Origin of the sequence: Aromatoleum aromaticum EbN1 (assembly GCF_000025965.1) — a bacterium.
Taxonomy (GTDB): domain Bacteria; phylum Pseudomonadota; class Gammaproteobacteria; order Burkholderiales; family Rhodocyclaceae; genus Aromatoleum; species Aromatoleum aromaticum.
Window position 1 is genome coordinate 3302464 of sequence record NC_006513.1, and the last position, 24075, is coordinate 3326538.

General features: G+C 64.8%; 26 protein-coding genes and 2 tRNA genes. 17 read left to right on the plus strand and 11 right to left on the minus strand.

What is annotated here, in order from left to right:
* Positions 1–3 precede the first annotated feature (3 nt).
* The 7 genes from uvrC (at position 4) to EBN1_RS15750 (ending at position 5685) form a co-directional block, all read left to right on the plus strand.
* A complete protein-coding gene (gene uvrC, locus EBN1_RS15720; RefSeq protein ID WP_011238954.1) occupies positions 4–1812 on the plus strand; it encodes an excinuclease ABC subunit UvrC in 1809 nt (602 codons plus the stop codon).
* Between the two features lie 32 nt (positions 1813–1844).
* Complete coding sequence (gene pgsA / locus EBN1_RS15725; protein ID WP_011238955.1) at positions 1845–2438, plus strand: CDP-diacylglycerol--glycerol-3-phosphate 3-phosphatidyltransferase; 594 nt, start codon at positions 1845–1847, stop codon at positions 2436–2438.
* A 36-nt stretch (positions 2439–2474) separates the two neighbouring features.
* A tRNA-Gly gene (locus tag EBN1_RS15730) sits at positions 2475–2550 on the plus strand.
* Between the two features lie 70 nt (positions 2551–2620).
* Positions 2621–2694 (plus strand) — tRNA-Cys (locus EBN1_RS15735).
* A 641-nt stretch (positions 2695–3335) separates the two neighbouring features.
* Positions 3336–4691, plus strand: coding sequence for a TrkH family potassium uptake protein (locus tag EBN1_RS15740; protein ID WP_049780223.1), 1356 nt, complete (start codon positions 3336–3338; stop codon positions 4689–4691).
* A complete protein-coding gene (locus EBN1_RS15745) occupies positions 4684–5379 on the plus strand; it encodes a potassium channel family protein (RefSeq protein ID WP_011237381.1) in 696 nt (231 codons plus the stop codon). The genes EBN1_RS15740 and EBN1_RS15745 overlap by 8 nt, the downstream gene beginning before the upstream one ends.
* Positions 5380–5463: 84 nt before the next feature.
* Positions 5464–5685 (plus strand): hypothetical protein, encoded by a 222-nt coding sequence (locus EBN1_RS15750; RefSeq protein WP_011238958.1) that lies wholly within the window; start codon positions 5464–5466, stop codon positions 5683–5685.
* A gap of 255 nt (positions 5686–5940) precedes the next feature.
* Here the strand turns inward: EBN1_RS15750 and EBN1_RS15755 are convergent, their stop codons facing one another.
* From EBN1_RS15755 to EBN1_RS15775, 5 genes are all read right to left on the minus strand, one after another.
* Positions 5941–6600 carry an alpha/beta fold hydrolase gene (locus EBN1_RS15755; protein ID WP_049780296.1) on the minus strand — a complete coding sequence of 220 codons (660 nt, stop codon included), beginning with the start codon at positions 6598–6600 and terminating at the stop codon, positions 5941–5943.
* 139 nt (positions 6601–6739) lie between these two features.
* A complete protein-coding gene (istB, locus tag EBN1_RS15760; protein WP_011236051.1) occupies positions 6740–7519 on the minus strand; it encodes an IS21-like element ISAzo17 family helper ATPase IstB in 780 nt (259 codons plus the stop codon).
* On the minus strand, positions 7516–8604 hold the full coding sequence (gene istA, locus EBN1_RS15765) for an IS21-like element ISAzo17 family transposase (RefSeq protein WP_011236249.1): 1089 nt from the start codon (positions 8602–8604) through the stop codon (positions 7516–7518). The genes istB and istA overlap by 4 nt, the downstream gene beginning before the upstream one ends.
* 45 nt (positions 8605–8649) lie before the next feature.
* The gene (locus tag EBN1_RS15770) at positions 8650–8790 is read right to left on the minus strand and encodes a hypothetical protein (protein WP_193759527.1); all 141 of its coding nucleotides are present in this window, start codon (positions 8788–8790) and stop codon (positions 8650–8652) included.
* 4 nt (positions 8791–8794) lie between these two features.
* Complete coding sequence (locus EBN1_RS15775; RefSeq protein ID WP_011238961.1) at positions 8795–9811, minus strand: M14 family metallopeptidase; 1017 nt, start codon at positions 9809–9811, stop codon at positions 8795–8797.
* Positions 9812–9963: 152 nt separating this feature from the next.
* Between EBN1_RS15775 and EBN1_RS15780 the strand changes: the two genes are divergently transcribed.
* Complete coding sequence (locus tag EBN1_RS15780) at positions 9964–10122, plus strand: hypothetical protein (RefSeq protein ID WP_157866629.1); 159 nt, start codon at positions 9964–9966, stop codon at positions 10120–10122.
* Positions 10123–10215: 93 nt separating this feature from the next.
* Here EBN1_RS15780 and EBN1_RS15785 read toward each other — a convergent pair whose 3' ends face one another.
* Positions 10216–10995, minus strand: coding sequence for a lysophospholipid acyltransferase family protein (locus EBN1_RS15785; RefSeq protein ID WP_011238963.1), 780 nt, complete (start codon positions 10993–10995; stop codon positions 10216–10218).
* A complete protein-coding gene (locus EBN1_RS15790) occupies positions 10992–11747 on the minus strand; it encodes a GNAT family N-acetyltransferase (protein WP_011238964.1) in 756 nt (251 codons plus the stop codon). Before EBN1_RS15790 ends, EBN1_RS15785 begins: the two co-directional genes overlap by 4 nt.
* A 428-nt stretch (positions 11748–12175) precedes the next feature.
* Between EBN1_RS15790 and EBN1_RS15795 the strand changes: the two genes are divergently transcribed.
* From EBN1_RS15795 to EBN1_RS15830, 8 genes are all read left to right on the plus strand, one after another.
* Positions 12176–12970: a UDP-2,3-diacylglucosamine diphosphatase gene (locus tag EBN1_RS15795; protein WP_011238966.1), complete on the plus strand. Its 795-nt coding sequence runs from the start codon at positions 12176–12178 to the stop codon at positions 12968–12970.
* Positions 12958–14178 carry a glycosyltransferase gene (locus tag EBN1_RS15800; RefSeq protein ID WP_011238967.1) on the plus strand — a complete coding sequence of 407 codons (1221 nt, stop codon included), beginning with the start codon at positions 12958–12960 and terminating at the stop codon, positions 14176–14178. Before EBN1_RS15795 ends, EBN1_RS15800 begins: the two co-directional genes overlap by 13 nt.
* Before the next feature lie 11 nt (positions 14179–14189).
* Entirely contained in the window at positions 14190–14597 is a 408-nt protein-coding gene (locus EBN1_RS15805) for a diacylglycerol kinase (RefSeq protein ID WP_011238968.1), read from the plus strand.
* A complete protein-coding gene (locus tag EBN1_RS15810; protein ID WP_011238969.1) occupies positions 14594–15856 on the plus strand; it encodes a glycosyltransferase family 4 protein in 1263 nt (420 codons plus the stop codon). Before EBN1_RS15805 ends, EBN1_RS15810 begins: the two co-directional genes overlap by 4 nt.
* Positions 15857–16042: 186 nt before the next feature.
* A complete protein-coding gene (locus tag EBN1_RS15815; RefSeq protein WP_241762746.1) occupies positions 16043–17812 on the plus strand; it encodes an EAL domain-containing protein in 1770 nt (589 codons plus the stop codon).
* Between the two features lie 116 nt (positions 17813–17928).
* On the plus strand, positions 17929–18423 hold the full coding sequence (locus tag EBN1_RS15820) for an arsenate reductase ArsC (RefSeq protein ID WP_011238971.1): 495 nt from the start codon (positions 17929–17931) through the stop codon (positions 18421–18423).
* Positions 18424–18513: 90 nt separating this feature from the next.
* Positions 18514–18840: a PEP-utilizing enzyme gene (locus EBN1_RS15825; RefSeq protein ID WP_197531819.1), complete on the plus strand. Its 327-nt coding sequence runs from the start codon at positions 18514–18516 to the stop codon at positions 18838–18840.
* A 453-nt stretch (positions 18841–19293) separates the two neighbouring features.
* Positions 19294–19521 (plus strand): hypothetical protein, encoded by a 228-nt coding sequence (locus EBN1_RS15830; protein WP_041646504.1) that lies wholly within the window; start codon positions 19294–19296, stop codon positions 19519–19521.
* A 320-nt stretch (positions 19522–19841) separates the two neighbouring features.
* Here EBN1_RS15830 and EBN1_RS15835 read toward each other — a convergent pair whose 3' ends face one another.
* Together EBN1_RS15835 and EBN1_RS15840 are read right to left on the minus strand one after the other, a co-directional pair.
* Positions 19842–21071: a glycosyltransferase gene (locus tag EBN1_RS15835; protein WP_011238974.1), complete on the minus strand. Its 1230-nt coding sequence runs from the start codon at positions 21069–21071 to the stop codon at positions 19842–19844.
* Entirely contained in the window at positions 21068–21751 is a 684-nt protein-coding gene (locus EBN1_RS15840) for an HAD family hydrolase (protein ID WP_241762747.1), read from the minus strand. The genes EBN1_RS15835 and EBN1_RS15840 overlap by 4 nt, the downstream gene beginning before the upstream one ends.
* 458 nt (positions 21752–22209) lie before the next feature.
* Between EBN1_RS15840 and EBN1_RS15845 the strand changes: the two genes are divergently transcribed.
* Positions 22210–22413 (plus strand): hypothetical protein, encoded by a 204-nt coding sequence (locus EBN1_RS15845; protein ID WP_197531820.1) that lies wholly within the window; start codon positions 22210–22212, stop codon positions 22411–22413.
* Positions 22414–23085: 672 nt separating this feature from the next.
* Here EBN1_RS15845 and EBN1_RS15850 read toward each other — a convergent pair.
* Positions 23086–23598: a phasin family protein gene (locus EBN1_RS15850; protein WP_011238977.1), complete on the minus strand. Its 513-nt coding sequence runs from the start codon at positions 23596–23598 to the stop codon at positions 23086–23088.
* A gap of 219 nt (positions 23599–23817) precedes the next feature.
* Entirely contained in the window at positions 23818–24075 is a 258-nt protein-coding gene (locus EBN1_RS15855) for a hypothetical protein (RefSeq protein WP_041646506.1), read from the minus strand.

Genomic DNA, 24075 nt, shown 5'->3' on the forward strand with positions numbered 1-24075 from the left:
ACGATGACTGCTCCCGACGCCCCGTTCGACGCGCGGGCCTTCCTCAGGACAGTGCCCGAGGAGCCTGGTGTCTATCGCATGATCGGCGCCGACGAGCGGGTGCTCTACGTCGGCAAGGCGAAGAATCTCAAGCGCCGCGTGTCGAGCTATTTCCAGCGTACCCAGCCCAGCCCGCGGATCGCGATGATGGTCGCGCAGATCCTGCGTGTCGACATCACGCCGACGCGCTCCGAAGCCGAAGCGCTGCTGCTCGAGAACAACCTCATCAAGAGTCTCGCGCCGCGCTACAACATCCTGTTTCGTGACGACAAAACCTATCCGTACATCGAGCTGTCCGGTGACGAATTCCCGCGCCTGGCCTATCACCGCGGCGCGTTCACCAAAGGCGCCCGCTATTTCGGCCCGTTTCCGAACGTGTGGGCGGTGCGCGAAAGCATCCACCTGCTGCAGAAGACGTTCCGTCTGCGCACCTGCGAAAACCCGGTGTTCCAGAATCGCTCGCGTCCCTGCCTGCTGCACCAGATCAAGCGCTGTACCGCGCCGTGCGTCGGCCTGATCGACAAGGAGGCCTACGCCGCCGATGTCAGGCTCGCGGCGCGTTTCCTCGAGGGTCGGGCCTCGGAAGTCATCGACGACCTCACGGCCCGCATGCACGCGGCGGCCGAGCGCCTGGCGTTCGAGGAAGCCGCGGCGTGCCGTGACCAGGTGCGCGTGCTGCAGGCGGTGCTCGCGCGCCAGTTCGTCGACAGCCGCAAGGACGAGGATGTCGATATCATCGCCGCGGTCGAGGAGGGCAGCGTGACCTGCGTGAACATCGCCATGGTGCGCGGCGGCAGGCATCTCGGCGACCGCCCGCAATTCCCCAGTGCGACGGCCGGCATCGGCATGCTGGACGCTGCGCTCGCGTTCATCGAGCAGCACTACCGCGAACACGAGCTGCCGGCGAAACTCCTCGTGGATGTGCCGCTCGCCCCGGTAAGGGTGCTGATGGACGAGATCTGCGACAAGCCCTGCACGTTGCTCGTGCCGCGTCTGCAGGCTGAAAAAGTGTGGATGGGGATGGCGGAGAACAACGCGCGCCTCGCGATCATCGCCCGCGCGCGGGACACCGGCCGCGCCGAAATGCGCCTCGAAGCGCTGCGCGAGACGCTCGACCTGGCTGAGGCGCCGCGGCGAATCGAGTGCTTCGACATCAGCCACACGATGGGCGAAGCGACCGTCGCATCGTGCGTCGTGAGCGTCGACGGGGCGATGAAGAACTCCGAATACCGCCGCTACAACATCACCGGAATCACTCCCGGCGATGATTTCGCCGCGATGCGCCAGGTCCTCGAGCGCCGCTACGGCAAGGTCGCAGCCGGCGAGGGCGTGTGTCCCGACCTGATACTGATCGATGGCGGCAAGGGGCAGGTCAGTTCGGCACGTTCGGTGCTGGCCGATGTCGGGCTGGAGTCGATTGCGATGGTCGGGGTGGCGAAAGGCGAGGAGCGCAAGCCCGGCCTGGAGACGCTGGTTTTCCCGGATGGCCGCATGCAGAACCTCGCGATCGACCATCCGGCACTGCACCTGATCCAGGAAATCCGCGACGAGGCCCACCGCTTCGCAATCACGGGCCACCGTGCCCGGCGGGCGAAAGCGCGTATCGGTTCACGGCTCGAGGACATTCCCGGCATCGGTCCAATGCGCCGGCGCAACCTGCTCGCGAGCTTCGGCGGACTCGACGGCGTGCGCGCCGCAACCGTCGAGGACCTGTGCCGCGTCGGCGGGGTCAGCCGAAAGACTGCGGAAGCGATATACAATGCCCTGCATTGACGCGCTCGCCTCGGCCCGAAAGGCCTCATTCAATGTTATTCAACGTTCCAAATTCGCTGACCTGGGCGCGCATTGCGCTGATCCCGCTGTTCGTCGGCGTGTTTTATCTTCCCGACAGCTGGCTCGACGCCGAAGAGAAAAATTTCGCCGCAACGATCATTTTCATCATCGCAGCCGCCACCGACTGGTTCGACGGTTATCTTGCCCGCGCACTCAACCAGACTTCGGCTTTCGGCGCGTTTCTCGACCCGGTCGCGGACAAGCTGATGGTTGCAGCAGCGCTGATCCTGCTCGTGCAGCTCGCGCGCGTCGATTCCATCATCGCTGTCGTCATCATCGGCCGGGAGATCACGATTTCGGCACTCCGCGAATGGATGGCGCGGGTCGGCCAGTCGGCCGGTGTTGCGGTCGCTTTTGTCGGGAAGTTGAAAACCGCGGCGCAGATGACGGCCATTCCCCTGCTGCTCTATAATGCCCCGCTACTGTCGCTGGACCTGCGCGTGATCGGCAACGTCCTGATTTACATCGCCGCAGCCCTGACGTTGTGGTCGATGGGCTATTACCTTCACCGGGCGATGCCACAGCTTGCCCGCTACGACCGGGATATTCGAAACAAAAGCGGTTGACAAGCGAAAATACGAACCTATAATGGCGGTCTTTCAGCGGGAATAGCTCAGTTGGTAGAGCGCAACCTTGCCAAGGTTGAGGTCGCGAGTTCGAGACTCGTTTCCCGCTCCAGAATTTCCGGGAAATTCCGTTTGGATTTTCCCCCCGATGAAGGCGCGTCGGGAAGGCAGGCCAGCAAGCTGGCGCGATGGCAGAGTGGTTATGCAGCGGCCTGCAAAGCCGTGTACATCGGTTCGATTCCGGTTCGCGCCTCCAATAGAATCAATGACTTAAGCCCGCTATAGCGGGCTTTTTTTCGTCCAAAAACGAGTGGCAGAGTGGTTTTGCCACTCCGGAATAAAGCGGTACGTCAGCGGGCAAGTTGGCCGTGGACGCGAGTTCATCATGCCCAGGCAGCGACAGCGTGGCGATACGCGGGAGCTAGTAGTTCGGGGCGAGGGCCACGAGCCTTGAGGGACCGGGTCCGGCCAACTGCTACCGCTCGCCGATTCCACAAACTGTCGTTCAAGCGGCTGATCCGCTCAGTAAGCTGCCGGAAGACGGCCAGAATGCGGTAACCAGCGGCGGCAGTGCAGTCTACACGGGCTGCCCCGGGATCACTCAGATTGAACGACAGGTCTGGATTCCACCGAACTCACCCTCTCGGCCCGGAACAGTCGCTCGTTGTTTGGGTGTGGCTGCCGCCCGATAGGCAACTTCCCTGAGAAATGCGCCCGAGCCGACGCGCGCAACCGGCCGTATGCGGCGCTCGCGTACTCCACCTGGGATATCGCAAAGTCAACGGCAACGGCAACGGCAACGGCAACGGCAACGACAGAGTCATCCTGAAAGAGCGCGCCCGAAGTCGGTCGGGCGTATGATTCGCTCCCGAAGTGCGGTATCCGCCGCACTGCATCATGACCTCGAGATATCTTGAGTTGAGAATTCGAGAGATCCAGCATCCGGCTCGCGTCGTCCCACTGGCATTCCTGATCACCATCCTGATCGGGACTGGGTTGCTCATGTTGCCGATCTCCCGTCCCGATGCGGTAAGCGCTCCATGGATCGTGGCCCTGTTCACGTCCGTCTCGGCCGTGTGCGTCACAGGTTTGATCACCGTGGACACCGGCACCTACTGGTCGCCGTTTGGGCAGTGGGTGATCATGGCGCTGTTCCAGGTAGGCGGGTTCGGCATGATGACAGCTGCCACGCTGCTCGGGCTGATGGTGAACCGCTCCTTCCGGCTGCGTACGCGGCTCACCGCTCAGGCCGAAACGCACACGCTGGGCATCGGGGAGGTCTCCAGCGTGGCCAGGCTGGTGCTGTTCGTGACACTGATCGTTGAGGGGATCGCAGCGCTGGCGCTGATCGTGCGGCTGCGTACGGGTTATGAACTGCCTTGGGCCGAGGCGGCCTGGAGCGGTCTCTTTCACGCCGTTTCCGCCTTCAACAACGCTGGTTTCTCCATCCATGCGGACAGCTTGATGCGCTACGCGTCCGATGGCTTCCTGCTGACGCCAATCATGCTGGCGATTTTGATCGGTGGACTGGGCTTCCCGGTCCTGCATGATTTGCGCAGAAAACTTCGGAGTCCGCACCACTGGTCGGTACACACCAAGCTGACGCTGGTCGGCACCGGCGTGCTGCTGGCAGGTGGCACGATCATTCTGCTCGCCTTCGAGTGGTCGAACCCGCGCACGCTCGGTCCGATGGCGGTGGCCGACAAGGTGCTGTCGGCGATCTTCGCGTCCGTGTCTGCACGCACGGCCGGGTTCAATTCAGTCGACATCGGCGCTCTGACGCATGAAAGCCTTGGCCTGCACTACTTACTGATGTTCATCGGTGGCGGTAGCGCAGGCACGGCGGGTGGCGTCAAGGTGGGAACCGCGATGATTCTGGTGATGCTGGTCATTGCCGAGATCAGAGGCCGGATGGATACCGAGGCGTTTGGCCGGCGTATCAGCCATTCGGCCCAGCGCCAGGCCATCACCGTGCTTGTCCTCGGCAGCGCCGTAGTCGTTCTGGGTACGGTGTTCATCCTGCACACTACTCGAATCGCCACGGATAGAGTCATCTTCGAGGTGGTCTCAGCCTTTGGAACCGTCGGTTTGTCCACTGGCATCACGGCCGAGCTGCCCGCCTCCGCACAACTCATTCTGGCCCTACTCATGTATATCGGCCGGGTTGGCACCATCACCCTCGCGGCGTCGCTTGCGCTGGGAGAGCACCGCATGCCGTTCCGCTATCCAGAGGAGCATCCCGTTGTTGGCTAGGCTATTTACAGAGCAGTTCGCCTTTTCGAAGGGCGACAGTGTGGTCGTGATCGGCCTGGGCCGCTTCGGCGGGGCCGTCGCCAACTCCCTGATGCAACTGGGTCACGACGTGATGGGGATCGACCGCGATGCGGAGCCGGTTCACGAGTGGGCCGATCTGCTCACCCATGCGGTGCAGGCCGATTCGACCAACGCGATGACTATGCGCCAACTCGGCGTGGCCGATTTCGCGCACGCCATCGTGGGTATCGGCGGCGACCTCGCAGCCAGTCTGATGACGGTAATGGCGCTGACCGAACTGGAGATTCCCGACATCTGGGTCAAAGCCATGACGCCCCAGCACGGCAAGATCGCCGAGCGTATCGGCGCGCACCACATCGTCTATCCGGAAGCCGACATGGGCGAGCGCGTCGCCCATCTGATCAGCGGGCGGATGATGGACTATATTGAGTTCGAAGATGGCTTCGCAATCGCGAAGATCCACGCGCCCGCCGCCACCCACGACCTCACGCTCGCCGCGTCGGCCGTGCGCGAGAAGTTCGGTGTCACGGTCGTCGGCATCAAGCGTGCCCATGAAGATTTCCAGCACGGAAAGCCGAACAGTATCGTGCGCCCGGGTGATCTGTTGATCGTTTCCGGCCCCACCAAGAAGGTCGAGGCTTTTGCGGCCAGCGGCCGCCGCCGTTAGCCAGCCCGGTAACCTGCGGATGAGAACGGAGCTGTGCTCCGACCGGCGGGTTCCTGCTTCTACTTCTGAAAGGGCTTTCGGTACATGCTCAACTGGATCCTGAGTCAATTCAAGCGGCAGCGGACTGAAGATCTCGAGCGGGCGCGAGAAATGGTCAGGGCTGCCAAAAGTGGCAGGCAACATATCGACCCCGTCAAGGCACGCGAGCTGGCCCGCGCACTCGGGATCGAAGTCGATGCCCATCAGAGCATTGATCAGGTAATTGACAAAATCCGACGCTATCTCACACGCATTGGCGAGAGGTGAAACTGACCGCCTGGAAGCACTGAACGAGAGTCAGGCAAGGTGAGCGCGGCCTCTGCTAGTGAGCCCTTTCGAATGACCGTAGTGCCTCGACAACAGGCATCAATCCGAGCGCGAACGAAGGGCAGCAACGGGTCGAGGTTGAAGCGGCGTGTCGCCGGCCCGACCGGGCGACGCGGGTAGCGCGGTCGCTCGCCATCGCCCCCGAACGTGCGGTACCCGATCCTTTCATCGATGTGCGCGCGCAGATGCGAGCGATCACGCGCCGCCTCCATCGGTCCAGTGGCGCACCTGCTCGGCGACCCATGCGCCGTCGTCGAGTGGAAGGTCGTGGCCTGCGTAGGGGTGGATCCGCAGCGAGCAGTTCCACGCCGCGGCGATCGCCTTCGAGCACGCGACGTGCACCAGCCGGTCGTTCCGGCTCGCGAGGACGAGCACCGGCGGGGCAGGGCGGTCGCGCGGCGGGCGATAGCGCGCCGCGGCGAAAAGCTGGCGCACCGCGTTCGCGAGCGTCACCGGATGACGAACGCGCAGCGTGACCCATTCGTCGACCAGCCGCTCATCGCGCTGCCCGCTCGTCAGCCGGAGGATCATCGTCTCGCACGCGCGCGCGTCGTCGCGCAGCGCGAGGTACAGCAGCCGCGCATAGCTGCGCGGGCGAAGGCGGCGGTAGAACGGGCTGTAGGTGCGAAGGCTCGTGTTGATCAGCACGCATTCGGCGATCTCCGCGGGATGCCGGTCGGCCCAAGCGAGCGCGACCATCGCGCCGAGCGACAGCGCGAGCAGGCGGTACGGCGGGTCGACCCCGAGCCGAAACAGCGTACTCCTGCAGTCTTCGGCAATCCGCGGCACGTCGCCCGGACTCGTCTCGCGATGCCGCGCGCCGGTTCCCGGCAGGTCGAGCGCGACGATTGTCAATGCCGATTTAAAACTGACACGCTTTCCCGGCGGTTGCCGATTTAAAACTGATACACCTCTATCCCATTGACATGTGCGACGGAGCGCCCCGAAGGGAGGGCCGAAGGCCCGACCGCAGGGGCGCTCCGTCGCGCGGCCCTCAGCCGGCGACCGCCAGCGCTTGCACCATCCCGGCCTTGCGCTGGTGTTTCAGCCGGTAGCTCTCGCCGCTGATCGGCACGATGTGCGCGTGATGCAGCAGCCGATCCAGTAGCGCCGCCGTGAGCGTCGCATCCTGGGCGAAGGTGCTGTCCCACTGCCCGAACGACAGATTGCTGGTCACGATCAGGCTGCCCCGCTCGTAGCGCGCCGCGATCACCTGGAAGAACAGGTTGGCCTGCTCGCGCGTCATCGGCAGGTAGCCGATCTCGTCGACGATCAACAGCCGGTAGGCGTTGATCGCCCGCTGCATCACGTTCTTGAGCTGGTTGCGCTCATGCGCCAGGACCAGCGTCAGCAGCAGGTCGGCGGCGGTGGTGAAGCGCGTCTTGATGCCGGCCTGCGTGGCGCGGTAGCCCAGCGCGATGGCCAGATGGGTCTTGCCCACCCCGCTGGGGCCCACCAGCACAACGTTCTCGGCACGCTCGACGAAGGCGAGGCTGGCCAACTCCTCGATCTGGCTGCGCTTGAGCCCGCTGGCAAAGCCATAGTCGAAATCCTCCAGCGTCTTGATCGCGGGGAAGCCCGCCAGGCGCGTGAGCATGCTTTGCTTGCGGCTCTGACGACCGGCCGCCTCGGCCCGCAGCAACTGTTCGAGGAAGTCGCTGTAGGCCAGTTGATCGGTGGCCGCCTGCTGGGCCGCTGCGGCATAGCCTTGGGCGGTGAGCGGCAGGCTCAGCGTCTGGCACAGCGCCTGGATCCGTTCGTATTGCAGGTTCATGCGCCGATCTCCTGCGCCTGTTGCAGCGTCTGCAGCAACGCGTCGTAGACGGCCAGCGGATGCTGGGCGGGTTGCGCCGTTTCGAGGTGCGCACGCACGGCGGGCGGGCGCACGGGGCCCTCGTCGTGTGCCGCCTCAGCCTGCGGCCGGGCGCCCTCGATGTCGCCCCGCCACGGCGGTGCCAGCGCCTGCAGCGCAGCCCGTTCGGCCGCCAGCCGCGCTACCGGTTGCTCGCCGGTGGTGCCATGCACGCGCACGTTGGCGACTTCGTCGAGCCAGCGGCGCACCTGCACCGTGGCCGTGGCGGCGTCGAGCACCAGACCGGCCTGCTTGAACTGCGCCACCAGCGGCACGTAGAACGAGCGCCGCAGATAGCCGTTGAAGCGCTCCACCTTGCCCTTGGTCCGTGCCCGATAGGGGCGGCACAGCTTGATCACGAACCCGGCGTGACGGGCGTAGTCCAGAAAGCCGGCGTGGTAGCGGTGCGCGCCTTCGCCGTCGACATCGCGCTCGAGCACCACGGTCTTCATGTTGTCGTACAGCACCTGGCGCACCACGCCCCCGAACGCCGCGAAGCTGCGCTCGTGGCAGCCGATCAGCGTCGTCACCTTCATGTCGGTGACAAACTCGACGTAGCTCATGCGGCTGTAGCCGAGCGTGGCGCAGAACGCGTACAGCGGCTGCGCGCCCTTGCGAAACTCCACCCAGTCGACCTGCATCTGGTGGCCCGGCGCCGTCTCGAAGCGCACCACCGGCTCCGATGGCTGCGCCGGCTTGAGCATGTGCATGAACGCGCGCAGCTGGCTGGCGCCACCCTGATAGCCCTGCGCCACGATCTCACGCATCAGGACCGAGGCCGGAATCCAGTGCGGATGCGCCGCCGCCTGGCGTTCGCGCAAGTACGCCTCGAAGGGCGCCAGCTTCGTCACCCGCTGGACCTTGCGCGCGTAGCGCGGCAGCCCCGGCGACGCCAGGTGCGCACGCACCGTGTTCACCGCACACCCCACCTCGGCGGCGATCCGCCGAAGGCTCAACCCGTGACGCCTCAACAGTTCGATTTCCACATACACCTCGTCTGTGATCACCCGGGCTCCAAATGGCCCGATCTTCTCAACTCGGTGTATCAACTTTCAATCGGCAGCCCGTATCAACTTACATCCGGCAGTGACAACGATGCGCGAATCGGGAACGATGCATGCAAACGTCTCGAGGAAGCCACCCCAGTGACCGCTTTCGCGCGTGAGCCCGCGCAGGAAGACCCAGGTCTTCATCCGCTCACCGGTACCAGCGGTCGAGCGCGCGCGCCGCATGCACCGCCCGCGCATTCCCCCGCGGGATCCATGCAGCGAAGCTCGCTGCCGCGCGCGACAGAAAGTCGAGCAGCGACAGGTGCCGGCGCAGCACGCGCTGCTGCCGGTGTGCGAGCCGCGGATTGAAGATCCCGTGCTTCGAGAACATCTGCCGCGGGTTCTTCTTGACCCACAGCCACGCGCCCATCTCGAGCGTCAGCGGCAGAAAGATGCGGCCCGGCGCACGGGCCGCGCGCAGATGGAGGTAATCCCACAGATCGCCGTGCGCGAGGTACTGGAGGCTTTGCGGCTCGAAGATGTAGGGGTGGTGCGGGTGCGTCCGCCGGAATATCTCCTCGAGCGCATGGACCTCGGCGAGGTGGGAGAACGGCTCGCGCGTGTGCGCGTACGGAAACCAGATACGGTCGCTGAGGCCGAAACCCGAGTGGCAGTCGAGCGCGATGCTGAATTCCCGCGCGAGCAGCTCAGCCGCGACGGTTTTGCACAGCGCCGCGCTCTCGACCTCCATCGCGTCGCCGAGATGGCCGCGGAACCACGGCAGGTGTGCGCTGATCCGGTGCCCGCCGATCAGTGGGGGCACGCGCTCGTGCGCCTCGAGCGGCGCGTTGCGCATCAGGTCGACCCCGTTCGGGTTCGCGCGCGTCGCGCGCCACATGCCGCCGGGATTGACGAGCGGCATGAACAGGAGCCGCACCGATTCGAGCTGGCGATGAAGGGTCGCGTCCCACCGCAGGCGCATCACGAGGTGCCTCAGGTACGCGACGACGACGTCCGTGCCGATGCGCTCGAGCCCATGCACACCGCCGACGAATCCGACCGCGGGCGCGTTGGTGTCGGGGTTGCCGAGCGCGATCGCGTAGATCGGGAATCTCGCTGCCGCACCCGCCTCGACCTCACGGACGACCCGCACGTCAAGAACCCCGTGTCCCGCGTCGATGACGCGTTCGAGCTCGACGAGCTCCGGAAGCGCGGCGTCGGGCATCGGGCGGCTCCGCGTCACGTCCGCGCAGCGGCCCCTCGCGAGCGCGGCAGCGGAAACGGCTGCGCGGGGCGGCGGCGCGGATCGGGTCGTTGAAACGAGAATGCCATGTTGACTTGATAAGGTGCGGCCAAGCGTTCGAACCGGAAACGAAGATGAACCGGAAATCCTTTCGGCGTATCCGCCTGCTGCCGGCGCTCGCGCTCGGCCGCGCGATCCTTTGCGGAGTGCTCGAGTTCGTTGCGCTGCAGCGCGCTCGACCGGGTCGAGCCGGCACGCGACGGGCTGCGGGAATCGACAGGGCGCAGTCCTGAAATCAAAGACGACCGCACGCGGCTTTGCAACGGCAACGACGGAAGGTCCGGCGGCGAGCGAGATCGTGAGCCGGCCCTGCCGGCCCTGCCGGCTCACGCGGCGTGGCGGATCGCATCCGCTTCGCCGACGAACAGCGCGTCGGCGATGACCGTGCGCGCACGCCGCGCAACGGCCTTGCGATCCGCTCCCGCGGTCGTGAGCGGCGCCCCGCTGGCGAGCTTCAGCGTGAGGTCGGATGTACGCACGATCGACTGGAGGCTCTGCCAGAGCGTCGTGTCGCCGGCGTATGCGGCCGCCGCGCTGCGCGACCCTCGCGCGTCCTCGTAGCGCAGCGCGAGCGGCACGACCGGGCGCCGGGCGGCGACCGCGCCCTGCAGCAGCGCGGCGTGAAAATGCAGAAGTCGCGAGCCGTCGGTCGTCGTGCCTTCTGGGAATACCGCGACGCACGCGCCGGCGGCGATTGCCGCGGTGATCGCCTGCTCGGTTCGTCGCGCGTCTGCGGCGCTGCCGCGGCGCAGGAACAGCGTGTCGTGGCGCGCCGCGAGCCAGCCAACCAGCGGCCAGGTGCGCACCTCGGCTTTCGCGACGAAGGCAGCGGGCGCAAGGGCGTTGATCGCGAAAACATCGACCCATGACACGTGGTTCGCGACGATCAGGCTGTGTGGCGGTGGCGCCGGGCCGTCGAGCTCGACCCGGATCCCGAGCACGCGCAGCAGGCGCTGCGACCAGATCTGCCGGACGCGACGCCGTGCGGGTGCGGGGAGCGCCGGGACGACGAGCAGCGTCGCCGCAGCGCCCAGCAGCAGATGGTGCGCGAGCCGCAACAGCCGCCAACAGCGCCGCGCGGCGGACACCTCGGCTGCGACCGTCACCTGCCGTCGCCGCCGAAATGCCTGAGGTACTTCTGGTCGAGCCGGTTCATCGGCAACAGGATCGGCAGATCCGCAGTGTTGAAGTCGGGGTCCCACGCGGGCGCGCCGCAGATCCACGCGCCCGCGCGCAGATAGCCCTTGATCAGCGGCGGGGGCTCGGCGGCGACGTCCCCGCGCAGCGCGTCGAGCGGCAGCGCGCAGCGCGGGGTCACGCGGTATTCGGGTGGGCTTTCATGCTTCTCGCGCAGGCGCGCGTAGAGGCTAGCGGCGGTGTGGCCGCCGTCGGCGATGCTGATCGACGCGCAGCCGAGCAGGTAATCGTGGCCGTTGTCGCGCATGTAGCGCGCAAGCGCGGACCACAGCAGCGCGATCGCTGCGCCGCTGCGGTAGTCGGGATCCACGCACGAGCGGCCGATCTCGACGATGCGCGGGCGCAGATGCTGCAGCCGCGTCAGGTCGAATTCGGTCTCGGAATAATAGCTGCCGACGCGCCGCGCGGCGTGCGGCGACAGGATGCGGTACGTGCCGACGATCCGGCCGGCGACGTCGTCGCGCACGACGAGGTGCTCGCAAAACGGGTCGTAGAGGTCATGATCGACGCCCGGGCTCCGCGTCGGCAGCCGCGCGCCCATTTCTTCGGCGAACACGCGGTAGCGCAGCTTCTTCGCTTCGTGGATCTCGCTCGGGCAGGTGGCGATGCCGGCGTGCAGCGCGCGGCAGCCGGCGCGCTGCAGCTGTGTGGTCTGTAGCATGCGGTTCAATCCTCGGGTTGGCTCGAGCCAATCTAAGTGGCGCTTGTTTCAGGTCGATGACTCGGAAATGTCCGCCGTGTTACGCCCGCCGCCGCTCGCCCGACCGTTTCCGCCGGTCCCGGCGGTGTTATAAATCTGTCCACTCGGATTCATACACTTCGTGATCCGACCGGAGGATTACGATGCCCGTGAATATTCTGCTCGGTTGAGCAGGCCGCGGTACTGCCGGTGCCGAGCGTTCGGGTCGTAGCCGCGCAAAATGCGCCGCTGGCGCGCGCGGGTCGCGGGCGGCAGCGCGTCGAGGATTGCGTCGCGCTCGCACAGGATCTGCGCATCCGCTCGTTGACGAACACGAAGCGGAGCGGCCCGTCATCGAACTGTCACCGCGGGGTCACGGAGCTTTCATCGTCGGTGGGTAACGTGGCTGCATGCCAACGGTCAAATCGGTCTTTCTTTCCGACATCCATCTCGGCACGCCGGCGTGCCAGGCGGAACGGGTCGTCGAATTCCTCCGCGAGTATCCCGCCGACAACACGTTCCTGATCGGCGACATCGTCGACTTCTGGGCGATGAATCGCAGCATCTGCTGGCGCCAGTCCCACAACACGGTCGTGCAGAAGCTGTTGCGGCGCGCGCGCCACGGCGGACGCGTCGTGCTGATACCCGGAAACCACGATGAGGCGCTGCGCGATTACTGCGGCACCGTGTTCGGGGACATCGAGGTGCTCGAAGAGGTCGTGCATGAAACCGCGGACGGCAAGCGCCACCTGCTGATCCACGGCGACCAATTTGACCAGGTGACGCGCCACCACCGCTGGGTCGCCGTGCTCGGCGACCGCGCCTATACGGTGCTCGTGCGCCTGAACGTCCTGCTGTCGTGGGTGCGCCGCAGGTTGAACCTCCCCGGCTACTGGTCGCTAGCCGGCTATGCGAAGCGCAAGGTCAAGAAGGCGCTCGATTTCATTTTCGATTTCGAGGAGTCGGCGATTCATCACGTGCGCGAGCGCGGCCTCGACGGCGTGATCTGCGGCCACATCCACTGGGCTGCGATACGCGAGGTCGACGGCCTCAGTTACGTCAATTGCGGCGACTGGGTTGATTCGTGCACCGCGATCGTCGAGCATCCCGACGGCCGCCTCGAGTTGATCGCGTGGGGCGCACGCGAAGCCGCGACGAACCGCACGGTGCTTGAAGCGGCGGAGGCTTCCGAATGCGCGTACTGATGGTGTCAGACGTCTATTTTCCGCGCGTGAACGGTGTATCGACGTCGATCGAGACTTTTCGCCGCGCGCTGTCTCCGCGCGGCGTCGCGACCCGCCTCGTCGTGCCCCGATATGCGGACGAGGCCGAAGAGGAGGGGATCGTTCGCGTGGGGGGCCGCGCAGTCCCGGGCGACGGCGAAGACCGGCTGCCACGCTGGCGCGCGATGCACGCGGCGGTGCGAGAGGCCGCGCGGGATTGCGACCTGATCCACATCCAGACGCCGTTCGTCGCGCACTATGCCGGCGTCACCGCCGCACGCAGCCTCGGTCTCCCGGTCCTCGCGACGTATCACACGCTGTTCGAAGAGTATCTGCAGCACTACGTCCCGCTGCTGCCCGCGCGCTGGCTTCGGCACGGCGCGCGGGCGCTATCGCGCCGGCAGTGCAACGACCTCGACGCGGTGATCGTGCCGTCCACCGCGATGCAGCAGCGACTGCAGCAGTACGGCGTGACCGCGCCGACGCACACATTGCCGACCGGCGTGCCGTTCGAGCGCCTGGCCGCCGGTGCACCGGGCGAGTTCCGCAGGCGCTGCGGAATTCCGTCGGATCGGCCCGTCGCGCTCTACGTCGGGCGCGTCGCCCATGAAAAGAACATCGGATTCCTGCTCGATGCGATGCACCATACGCTCGCGCGGCGCCCGGACCTGCTGCTCATGATCGCCGGCGAGGGACCGGTCGAGCGCGAGCTCCGGGATCGGGTGAGGCGCGAGGGGCTCGGCGAGTCGGTGCTGTTCGTCGGTTATCTCGAGCGCGTGAACGCGCTGCCGGCCTGTTACGCAGCGGCCGACGTCTTCGTCTTTGCGTCCCAGACCGAAACGCAGGGACTCGTGCTGCTCGAGGCGATGGCGGCCGGCCTGCCGGTCGTTGCGTTGTCGGACATGGGCACGCACGACATCCTCGCGCCGGGGCGCGGTGCGCTTTCGCCGCCGGACGACCCGCGGCTCTTCGGCGACGCGCTCGTGGACCTCTTCGCGCGTCCGCACGAGCGTCAAAAGCTCGCAGACGACGCGCGGCGGTACGCCGCGGAGTGGTCCGACGTCGCGATGGCGGGGAGACTCGCGACGCTCTACGGCACGCTGTGCCGGGGGCCGGCGGCCTGCACCGATGTGGCGCGTCGTTCGTCGGGCATGACCCGTCCGTTCCTGCGCTCGTTCGACGAACGGTGACGCACGAGCGCATGCCGCCGCGGCCGGCCGATAGCGCGGTCGAGCGCGAGTCGCCGTTCAAGGGCAAGACCGGCCTGCGCGGGATCTGGAACGCGCTCCGCTATTCGCTCGCTGGGCTCAAGGCCGCCTATGTCCACGAAGACGCGTTCCGGCAGGAAGTCCGGCTCGCGGCGCTGCTCGTGCCGATCGCGCTGATCATGCCGGTCGCGGCCGCCGAGCGCGCGCTGATGGTCGCGAGCGTGCTGCTCGTGCTCGTCGTCGAGCTGCTCAACTCGGCGATCGAAGCGGTCGTCGATCGCGTCGGTCTCGAGAGCCACCGCCTCGCAAAGCGCGCGAAGGACATCGGCAGTGCGGCGGTGCTGGTTTCGCTGGTCCTGGGCGCGTTCGTCTGGGGCAGCATTTTGCTGGACAGGATATGAGCTGCCTCGATATTGCCGTCGTTACCGAAACCTTTCCGCCCGAGGTCAACGGCGTCGCGATGACGCTTGGGCGGCTCGTGCACGGCATGCGCGAGCGTGGCCATCGCGTTAGCATAGTGCGGCCCCGCCAACGCCGGGACGACCGAGGGAGCGAGTACGACTTGACGATCGCAGGCGTGCCGATGCCCGGCTATGCCGGCCTGCGCTTCGGCCTGCCGTCGGGCGGCGCACTCGCGCGGCAGTGGCGCAGGCACCGCCCCGATCTCGTCCACGTCGTGACCGAAGGGCCGCTCGGATGGTCCGCCGTGAGCACGGCGCGCCGCCTCGGCATTCCGGTGACGTCCGGTTTTCACACGAACTTCGACCATTACAGCGTGCATTACGGCCTCGGCTGGCTGCGCCCGGCGGTGTCGGCCTACTTGCGGGCACTTCACCGCAGGACGCGCGCGACACTCGTCCCGACGACGGCGCTCGCAGCCGATCTCGCCGGCGAGGGGGTGCCGGGCGTCCGCGTCGTGGGTCGTGGCGTCGATACCCGTCTGTTCAACCCGCGTCGCCGCAGCACGGATCTGCGCGCGGAATGGGGCGCCGCGCCCGAGGATTTCGTCTGTCTCTATGTCGGGCGTCTCGCCCCCGAGAAGAATCTTGTCCTCGCCGAGCGCGCCTTCGCGGCGATTCGCGGGCAACATTCAAACGCGCGGATGATCTGGATCGGCGACGGCCCGTCCGCTTCGCGCCTGAAACTTGAGCGTCCCGACCACCACTTCGCGGGCGTGCGGCTGCACGAAGCGCTCGCGGAGCACTACGCGAGCGCCGATCTGTTTCTGTTTCCGAGTCTCACCGAGACGTACGGCAACGTCGTCGCCGAGGCGATGGCGAGCGGCACGCCGGTCGTCGCGTATCGCAGCGCGGCGGCCGCCGAACTGGTCGAGGACGGCGAAAACGGCGCGCTGGCGCCGCCAGGGGACGACGCGGGTTTCGTCGCCGCGGCGCTGTCGACGCTCGCCGACCGGACGCGGCTCGGTCGATTGTCACGCGCGGCCCGTGTGAGCATGTTGCCAGCGCAGCTGGGATGGTGTCGTCCTCGCGTTCGAGCGGGTCGCGCGGGACGTGATTCGAGACGCTTGTCCCTGCTCGGAAAGACGCCGCGATTGCGAAGATGCACGCTCCTGGGCCGATCCCTGACCGCGCCGGCGTCGAGTCGGGGGTGCGGACGAAGTTCGGCCGCCCCCTTGGACGTTCTGGCGCTGCCGGCGTGAAAAAATGCACACTCGGTGCCAATCGCCGTCTTACACGCCGTGCGTGTAACGGCACCGACATAACTGCCGAGTAGCCTCCGGTGTTCCTGCTCACCAAAGGATCGATCGTCCGCCATGAGGCAATCCGAACAGCCCGCCCTCCGCCCGACCCGGAATCCGAACGGTCCTACGAGTCATCTTGACGAATTGCACGCGCTAGTCGACGAGCGGGCGCTTGAGTTCGCGTTCCAGCCGATTGCCGACGTCAGCCACGCGTCTGTCTACGGATATGAGGCGTTGATGCGGGGCCCAGCAGGTTCTCGACTGCGCAGTCCGGACGAGATCCTGCGCGCAGCGCGCGCCGCGGGGCGGCTCGCCGAACTCGAACGCATCGCGTGCCTCACGGCAATCGACGCATTCGCGCGCCAGCGCCTGAAGGGGAAACTTTTTCTGAACCTTTCCGCGCCGCTGATCGAACACTTCGCGCGCGACAATGGCGCGGAGCTCGTGGGTCGTGCCGAGGCCGCAGGCATCGCGCCCGTTCGGCTCGTACTGGAGCTCACCGAACACGAGCGGGTCGAGGACGTCGACGGGCTGCACGCGGCAATGACGACGCTCTGCGCGGCGGGGATCACGCTGGCGCTCGACGATTTCGGAGATGGCCGATCGAGTCTGCGTTTGTGGGTGCAACTCAGACCGCAAATCGTCAAGCTCGACAAGTTCTTCGTCCAGGGCCTCGATTCGGACATCCGGAAAGTCGAGGTGATTCGAGGCGTGTTGCGTCTGGCCGAGGTGTTGGGTACGCCCCTCGTCGCCGAAGGCATCGAAGATCCAGTACAGCTCGCGGTGCTGCGCGACCTCGGGTGTCATTACGCGCAGGGTTACTGTCTCGGGCGGCCGGCGCAGTTCCCCGAACCCGGTCTGCTTCCGGCCGCGCTGGCAGTGCTGCGTTCGGACAAGGTCTCAGTCCTCCCCGCGTCGTCGCCACAGCCGAGATTCGACCACTCGGTCGACAGGCTCCGCGTAGCAGCGCCGAGTGTCGTGCCGCAGACAGCCAGCTCCGAGCTGATGCGCCTCTTCATCGCGAATCCGGACCTGCATGCGATCGGCGTCGTCGATCGCGACCGGCCGGTGGGGCTCGTGAACCGCCGCGATTTCATCGAGGCGTATGCGCAGCCGTACCACCGCGAGCTCTACGGCAAGCGTCCGGTAGCGGAGTTCATGAACGCGGACCCGTTGTGCGCGGAGCGCTCGGCGCCGCTCCAGTCGCTGGTCAACGTGCTGGCTGGCGAGGATCAGCGCTACCTACAGGACGGCTTCATCGTCACTGACGAGGGTCGGTATGCCGGGGTCGCGACAGGCGAGAGTCTCGTACGCGCCGTCACCGAACTGCGAATCGAGGCCGCCCGCCACGCGAACCCCCTGACGTTGCTGCCCGGCAACATTCCGGTGACCGAGCACATCGGCCGGCTGCTCGACGCGCGCGTGCCGTTTGCGGCCTGCTATTTCGATCTCAACAACTTCAAGCCGTACAACGACCTCTATGGCTACTGGCGGGGCGACGAGATGATCAAGCTTGCCGCGAAGCTCGTGCTCGCGCACAGCGATCGAAAACATGATTTCGTCGGCCACGTCGGCGGGGACGACTTCGTCGTGCTGTTCCAGAGTGAAGACTGGGCGGCGCGCTGCCGAGCGATCGTCCACGAGTTCAATCGCGATGCGCACGCGCTGTTCGACACCCGTGAGCTGGAGTCGGGCGGCTTCAACAGCGAGGACCGGCGCGGTTTCGCGGCGTTCTTTCCGCTGACGACAATTGCCGTCGGCCAGGTCCACGTGGTTTCCGGGCAGTTCCGCGACGCCGAGGACGTCGCGTCCGCCGCTGCTGAGGCGAAGAAGATAGCGAAGCGCTCACGAACAGGCATCCACCTCGCGCCCACGGCGCAGGTGATACCGAGGCTGCATGTTGTAAGGAGCTGACGGCCTTGCGCCGAACTTGAACGTCAGCCACGTTTCGCACAGGCGGCCGAGATCTAACCCGATGTGGTATTCAAGCGAGAGGTTGGCCCCTCGAGTTCGTCGAGAAGGAGCGTGAAATGCGTGACACCCCGTATAACGTGCTGTTCATATCTACCGGAAATGCAGCCCGCAGCATCATCGCTGAGGTAGTCCTTAACCATGTTGGGGACGGTCGCTTCCGGGCCTTCAGCGCTGGCAGTCGGCCCCTGGGGCACGTGCATCCGCGGACGCTCGAAGTCCTTTCGAGCGAGGGGTACGACGTTGCAGGTGTGCGCAGCAAGAGCTGGTCGGAGTTCGCTACGGACGAGGCGCCCCAAATGGACTTCATTTTCACGGTTTGCGACAAGGCGGCCGGGGAGGTGTGCCCGGTATGGCCCGGCCAGCCGATCACCGCCCATTGGAGCTTTCCAGACCCCGCTGCGGTCGAAGGCGACGGCGACAAGCTGGCCCGCGCGTTCACGAACGCAGTCGCCCAGATCGCCCGCCGCATCCGCCTTTTCCTGAGCCTTCCGATGGAGACGATCGAGCGCATGTCGCTGCAATCAATGCTTCGCGAGTTTGGCCACGAGTGACGGGAGCGATGGTTTGTGCGCAGTTGTTCTTCGGGCGATGCGTCGGCGGGACGAGCAAAGGGCCCGCGTCCGTCACGCGCGCCCTTTGGCGTGAAGAGGCTCACTCAACGTGGCGCGCGCGCTTCGCATGCCGCGGTCGTCGCGCGCCAACTTGAGACGGTCTGTCTCGTGGGACGCGAAAACCTCGTCATCGACGAGGACGGTAGCGGGGTACAGTTGGGCGGACTGACGCTGAGGCAGGGCGACAGGCTCACACTCGACGGCAACGATGGCGCGGGTTTACGCCGGCGCAATGCGGGTGCAGGAGCACGTGCCACACGAACTCGTCGAGCGCCTCAACCGGCTGCGCGGGACTTTGCACTTGAAGCAGGCATGAATGTTTCACGGCATGCTCGTGTCCGGAATCGAGGCCTCTAATGTCAAAAATGGACCGAATCGCCGCTATCCAGACGTGATTCAAAGCAGAAACGGGGCGACACTGCCGGATAATGATGTGATTCCCCAGAGAAATTGAACCGGATTCGGCTGAGATCATCGTGTCGAAGCAGGATTCACTGAAAACCGGGGCCATTCGCGCCATCCAAAAGCAATTTTATTCCCATATCAGTCATGTTGATACAACACAATTTTAGGAAAAAAAGGTTTTGATCGCGTTCCGATGCCCGTCTAAACTTCGCACTGCGCCGATTGTGCAGGGGCACCTGGAGCGATGGGGCGTGCAGTAATTTAGACGGTTGTCTGCAGGCACCCCCGGCAAACGACTGGAATCGATATCTTTTTCGCACGAAAAATTGTTTCGCGAATAGTTCCTGCGAAGTGAAGCGCGCTGGCTGTTTCGAATCCGCACGTTAATTTCTGTCAGAGGTCCTCATGAATCTCGAAAAGCCTGACCAATCGTACCTTGAGGCGGCGAAAGCGCTGAATGAACACGACATCGAGCAGCTCGATTCAAGACTGAGGCCCTGGCGCCCGTCGGGCAGCAAGTTGTGGCGCTTGCAACATGTCGAACGGGCAGCGCTTCAGCTTCAGTATGAAGCGGAATCACTCGCACAATGGCGTGCCGCTCTGGCACGACTGCGAGCGAACACATGGCAGTGATTCAGGTTTTCCTGCAGGACTGTCCGAATGAGGTGCAGCACTCATGCCCGAAGGCCGACAAATGTGATCGGAAGACAGGCCCCTGGGATTCATGAGCACCCAGAGCATGCGAGGCGCCGTTGCTGGCACGTCGCATCTTCGCTGTCGTCGGTGTTCGTGATCGCTCCCGTCGGGATCGCCGGACCCAGCTCGTAGAAATCCCCGACGTTGTAATCCTTCCCCACCGGAGTTTCTCGGACTTGATCGACATGCCCTCCAAAGAAGTTCCACCTTCAGCCGTTATTCACTGCTCCGGAACGTTTACCAGGCAGAAACTTGTGCTAATCGGAAAGCGAGGCACTCGTCGATGCCGCCGCCGCGGCTGACGACGATGTGCGAAGGAACCGCGGTGGATGGCACGCCGCCTGTGCTTCGTCCGAATGAATGCGGGTCGCCTCATCAAGAATGTCGTCCAGTATCTCCGGTACTTCGAACAGGGCGCGGTTGTCGATGCTGCGCACGCTGACGCGAAATTTCTCGAACTGGCTCAACAATTGAGCGACGGCACGGTCGATCGTGCGGAAGCTGCCGTGGACGATGCCGAGGTGGTTATCGCGAACCCATGCGGCGTTATAACGCTCCTGCGGCATAGTCCAGGCGTTTTCCACGACGATGACAGGCAGGCCTTGCTGCACGGCTTCGCTGATACTTCCGGGGCCGGGTTTTCCGATGAAAAAATCCGCGAGTCGCATGTAGCAGGGGATATCCAGGCTGAATTCGATGACGAGCCTGGGAGCCCGTTGCGGCAATGCACGCAGTTGCCTGGCCAGCGCCTTGTTGTGGCCACAGAACAGGATCAGCTGGGTCGACTCGGCGAGCTTCTTGGCGATGCCCAGCATCGCTTTCGATCCATGCCCTCCGAAAAGGACGACGCCCGTTGGCCGCAAAGGATCGAGCCCGTAGCGGTGCCGCTCCCGCGCCCGGTCGAGACGGATCACGTCGTAGAAATCGGGCCGGATGATCATCCCCGATGTCGCATGGATGCGCTCTTCGGCATGCCCGAGCGCGCGTGCCTGCTCGACCGCCTTGGGGGTACCGCAGATGAAGTGTTGGTCTTGATCCGGTTCGATCCAGAAATTGGGTGGAACGTCGGCGAGATCAGTCAGCATCGTCACGTGGGGCACGCCGGGTAGTGCCGATGCGAGGCTTTCGAACAAAGCGCGGTTGAAGTTGGGTACCAGCGAGACGACGAGGTCGGGCTCCGTTTGCGCCCAGTGCTGCTGGAACTGCTTTACGAGCGGGCGGTGCGCAAGGCGAATGACGGTTTGCAGGAGTTTGAGTTCCGGCGCCATTCCGATCGTCCATCCACGCGCCAGGCGTTTGTTGTACCAGTCTTCAGGCGCGCTTCCGGTGATACTGCGGTACCTGTTCTGCGGATCGAGGACTTCGAAGAGATTGACGAGGCGTACCTGCCATTCCGGCTTGCGCTGCCGCAGCACCGCGCCGAGGGCGACGGCCGTAGCCCGATGCCCGCCTCCGGCGTTGAAATAGATCAGGTCTACGATCTTCATCCTTTCTCCGGTGTGCCCGGTATCGGGAGGTTCAGGGTATGCAGCAGGCAGCTGCAAAATTCTTCGGGCGACGACAGGATGCACTCCTCCGGGACGCTGAAGACGTTCGTCAGGCGCTGCCGGTCTTCGGCGCCGTAGGCCACGACGAACGGACGCATGGCGGCTCCGATCGCCGCGCGGTAGTCGCTGTACTCGTCGCCGCACGCGTACGCCCGGGCCGGGTTGATTGCAAAGTGTTCCCGAATACGCCTGAAGTGCAGCGTCTTGTCCTCGCGCAAAGGAAGGCAAGTGAAAAAATCAAATTCGCGTGAGTCGATCCCGTGCCGGCGGAACAGGCAGGTCAGCGTTTCCTGCGGCTCGAAGGTGACGTTACGGGTCACCACGCCGACGCGGACGTTCGGGGTTGCCAGAAGCGTGCGCAGCAACGAGTCGATTCCGGGATACAGGCACGCCTCGTGGCGATAGAACTCGGTCAGCGTCGATAGCAGGCGCGTGCGGTTCTGTTTGCCGAACTGGCGCCGCAGGTTGTTCGGAAATTCGCGCAGGCCGCCCAGGTACTTGAATAGCTTGCGGCGCTTCTGGAAGCGCTCGAGGTGACCGAGAGCCATGCCGTGGCGCTGGAAACTTCGTTCGACCGCATGAAAGGCGTCGATGGTCGTGCCATCGGCATCGAAGATCACCAAACGATCGTCATTGGGATAAATCCTCACACGCTCACGCTAACCAACCTGTGTGACAGCAGGATGTCGCAGCAGCCGTTCCGCGAAGTGGGGCGGCTCGCGCCTGCAAGCGCCTGTGGTTTCCGGCGCATGAAGCTGGCGCCGTGTCTTGTGACGTCGGGTAACTCCACATAAACTGTTTATACGGTGTGAATGGTTTCTCCGCGAGGTGTTTCATGAAGACTTCCAGCAAGGCACGGGTCCGTGGCCCTGCCAACTCGTCCGCGCCCCCCAGAATGCTCGCAAGCCGCGATCTGGCGGCGGGGGAGACGACGGCGGAAGGTGCTTCGCCGGGACGGACTTTCGAAGGGCTCGTGTCACCCCCCGAGGTGCAAAGGGAGGCGGTGGCGGCTGGCGCGAGCGGAGCCTCTGCAAAAGATGCGAAAGGCAAAAGGAATGGTGTCAGGAAACCGAAGCTGGTGCGCGACAGCTTCACTTTCCCGGAGCGGGATCACGCCCGACTCGGCGAACTCAAGCAGCGCGCCTTGAAAGGCGGACGGGAAATCAAGAAGAGTGAACTGCTGCGAGCGGGGCTGGCTGCCTTGGCGGCGATGCCCGATGCGGCTTTTCATGCGGCGGTCGACGGCGTCGAGCGAATCAAGACGGGGCGTCCGGCCAAATAGCGCGAGCGATGCCGGCAGTCCCCGGCCAGCGCCCGGCGCGCTACAGGGCGAGGACTCTTACAAGGACGTCTTCCCCGAAGCCGTTGCGGAACATCCTCTCGGTGACGAAGGCTCGTTCGATCGGAGTGAGTGCCTTCGCAAGGGATTGCCCCACGCTGAAGTGTCCTGCGAGAACATGATGTTCGATGCGGTGAGCCGTTTCGAGGATCTTCTTGTGCCGGTTGACAGGCCGCGCGCCGACTCCGTTGCCTTCGATTACAGTGAGCATGATGTGCGTGTGAAACCGCGGTCGGTCGACCGGGGAGGTGGGGCCACAACGAGAAGCCGTCGAAGCCTTCGCAGACACCTCTTCACATCCTCCTTTTCTGTCTGCGTCTGGTTGCAGTCATCCGATCTGATTGGCGCCCCGATTGGTTTCCGACAGCAAGGCGCGCTCAACATCAGTTTATCGTTAAAACAGTTTATACGATTTTTGGACCAGATCAAGGATGACTGTGGCGGACTTGCGGCGTCCGCTATCAAGCACCAGAACCAGGGAGAGAAAGTAAAAAAATCCCTGTGCAACGTGATTCGTTGCGCAGGGATCGGGGCGCGACAGGGGAAGGTCAGACGCTGGCTGGTCGGCTCCGGATGGCTCCCGCCACAGTGGCTGAGGTTAGGCCAAACCTTGTGTCAGGCAGATTTCCTTGCCGGACGGGAAGTTTCTTCCTGCGATTCCGTCGAGCCTCCCTTGGCGGATTCGCCGCTCCCTGTAGCACGCTTGGCCACCTGGAGCGCGGATATCACTGCGGCGAAGGCGAGCTCCGATCCCGCCGGCACAGACTTGGCAGCCGTGTCGAGGTTTCTCGTGATCTCCCGATTGAACTCTGCGATCTGCGGCTCGACGAGTTGCAGAATCGCCTGGTGCCCTTCGGCGACGATCTCGTTCGCGCTACGGATGTACGCGAGTACAGTGTCGATGACGGACTGGCTCAGCGATGTTTCGGGCGTGAGGATCTCCCCGGTGTTCGTGGCGTCCGGCATCGCACTGGCACGGCTGACCCCGTCGTGCAACATGGACCGCGACGTACTAAAGTTCAGCGCCGTCAGACGCGCGGCACTGTCGAAGGCTACCTCGAGTACGGCCGTCATCGTGTCGAGGCTGGCGATGCTGGTTTCGGCGAATTTTTCAGCTGCGGCGATCATCGAAAACTCCATTGGCAAGTGGTTGCAATCAGTGGGCGACCCCGGCGCGATCCTGCGTGGCAGGAGCACGTCGCTATTCGTAGCAGATTGATGTTATGGAATTGTTGTCGTCGGCCGGGCGCAGGGCGGAGTTCGTGGTCGACCACGACAGGGTATTCGTTGCCTTCGGCTGATTGCGCGAAGATCAGCCCAGTGTCGATTCACCCGTCACTTGGGGCTTCAGGGCAATAATCGCCTTTCCTCGAGGGTCAGAAATAGCCGTTTCGCTCTCAGGCGCGAAAGATCACGATTGATTTCGGTTTGCTGCCTGCCGAACGCGTCACGTTCGGCGATGCTGCCCTGCGCGGCCTCGATCGAGCGCCGGCAGCGCCACCGATAACCGTGCCGGGTGAGATAGCGGCTCATCTCGTCGCGTGAGTGATGAATGCGGCAGCAGTGGCAAAACAGCATCTCCGACATCGAATTCAGGCTTTTCAT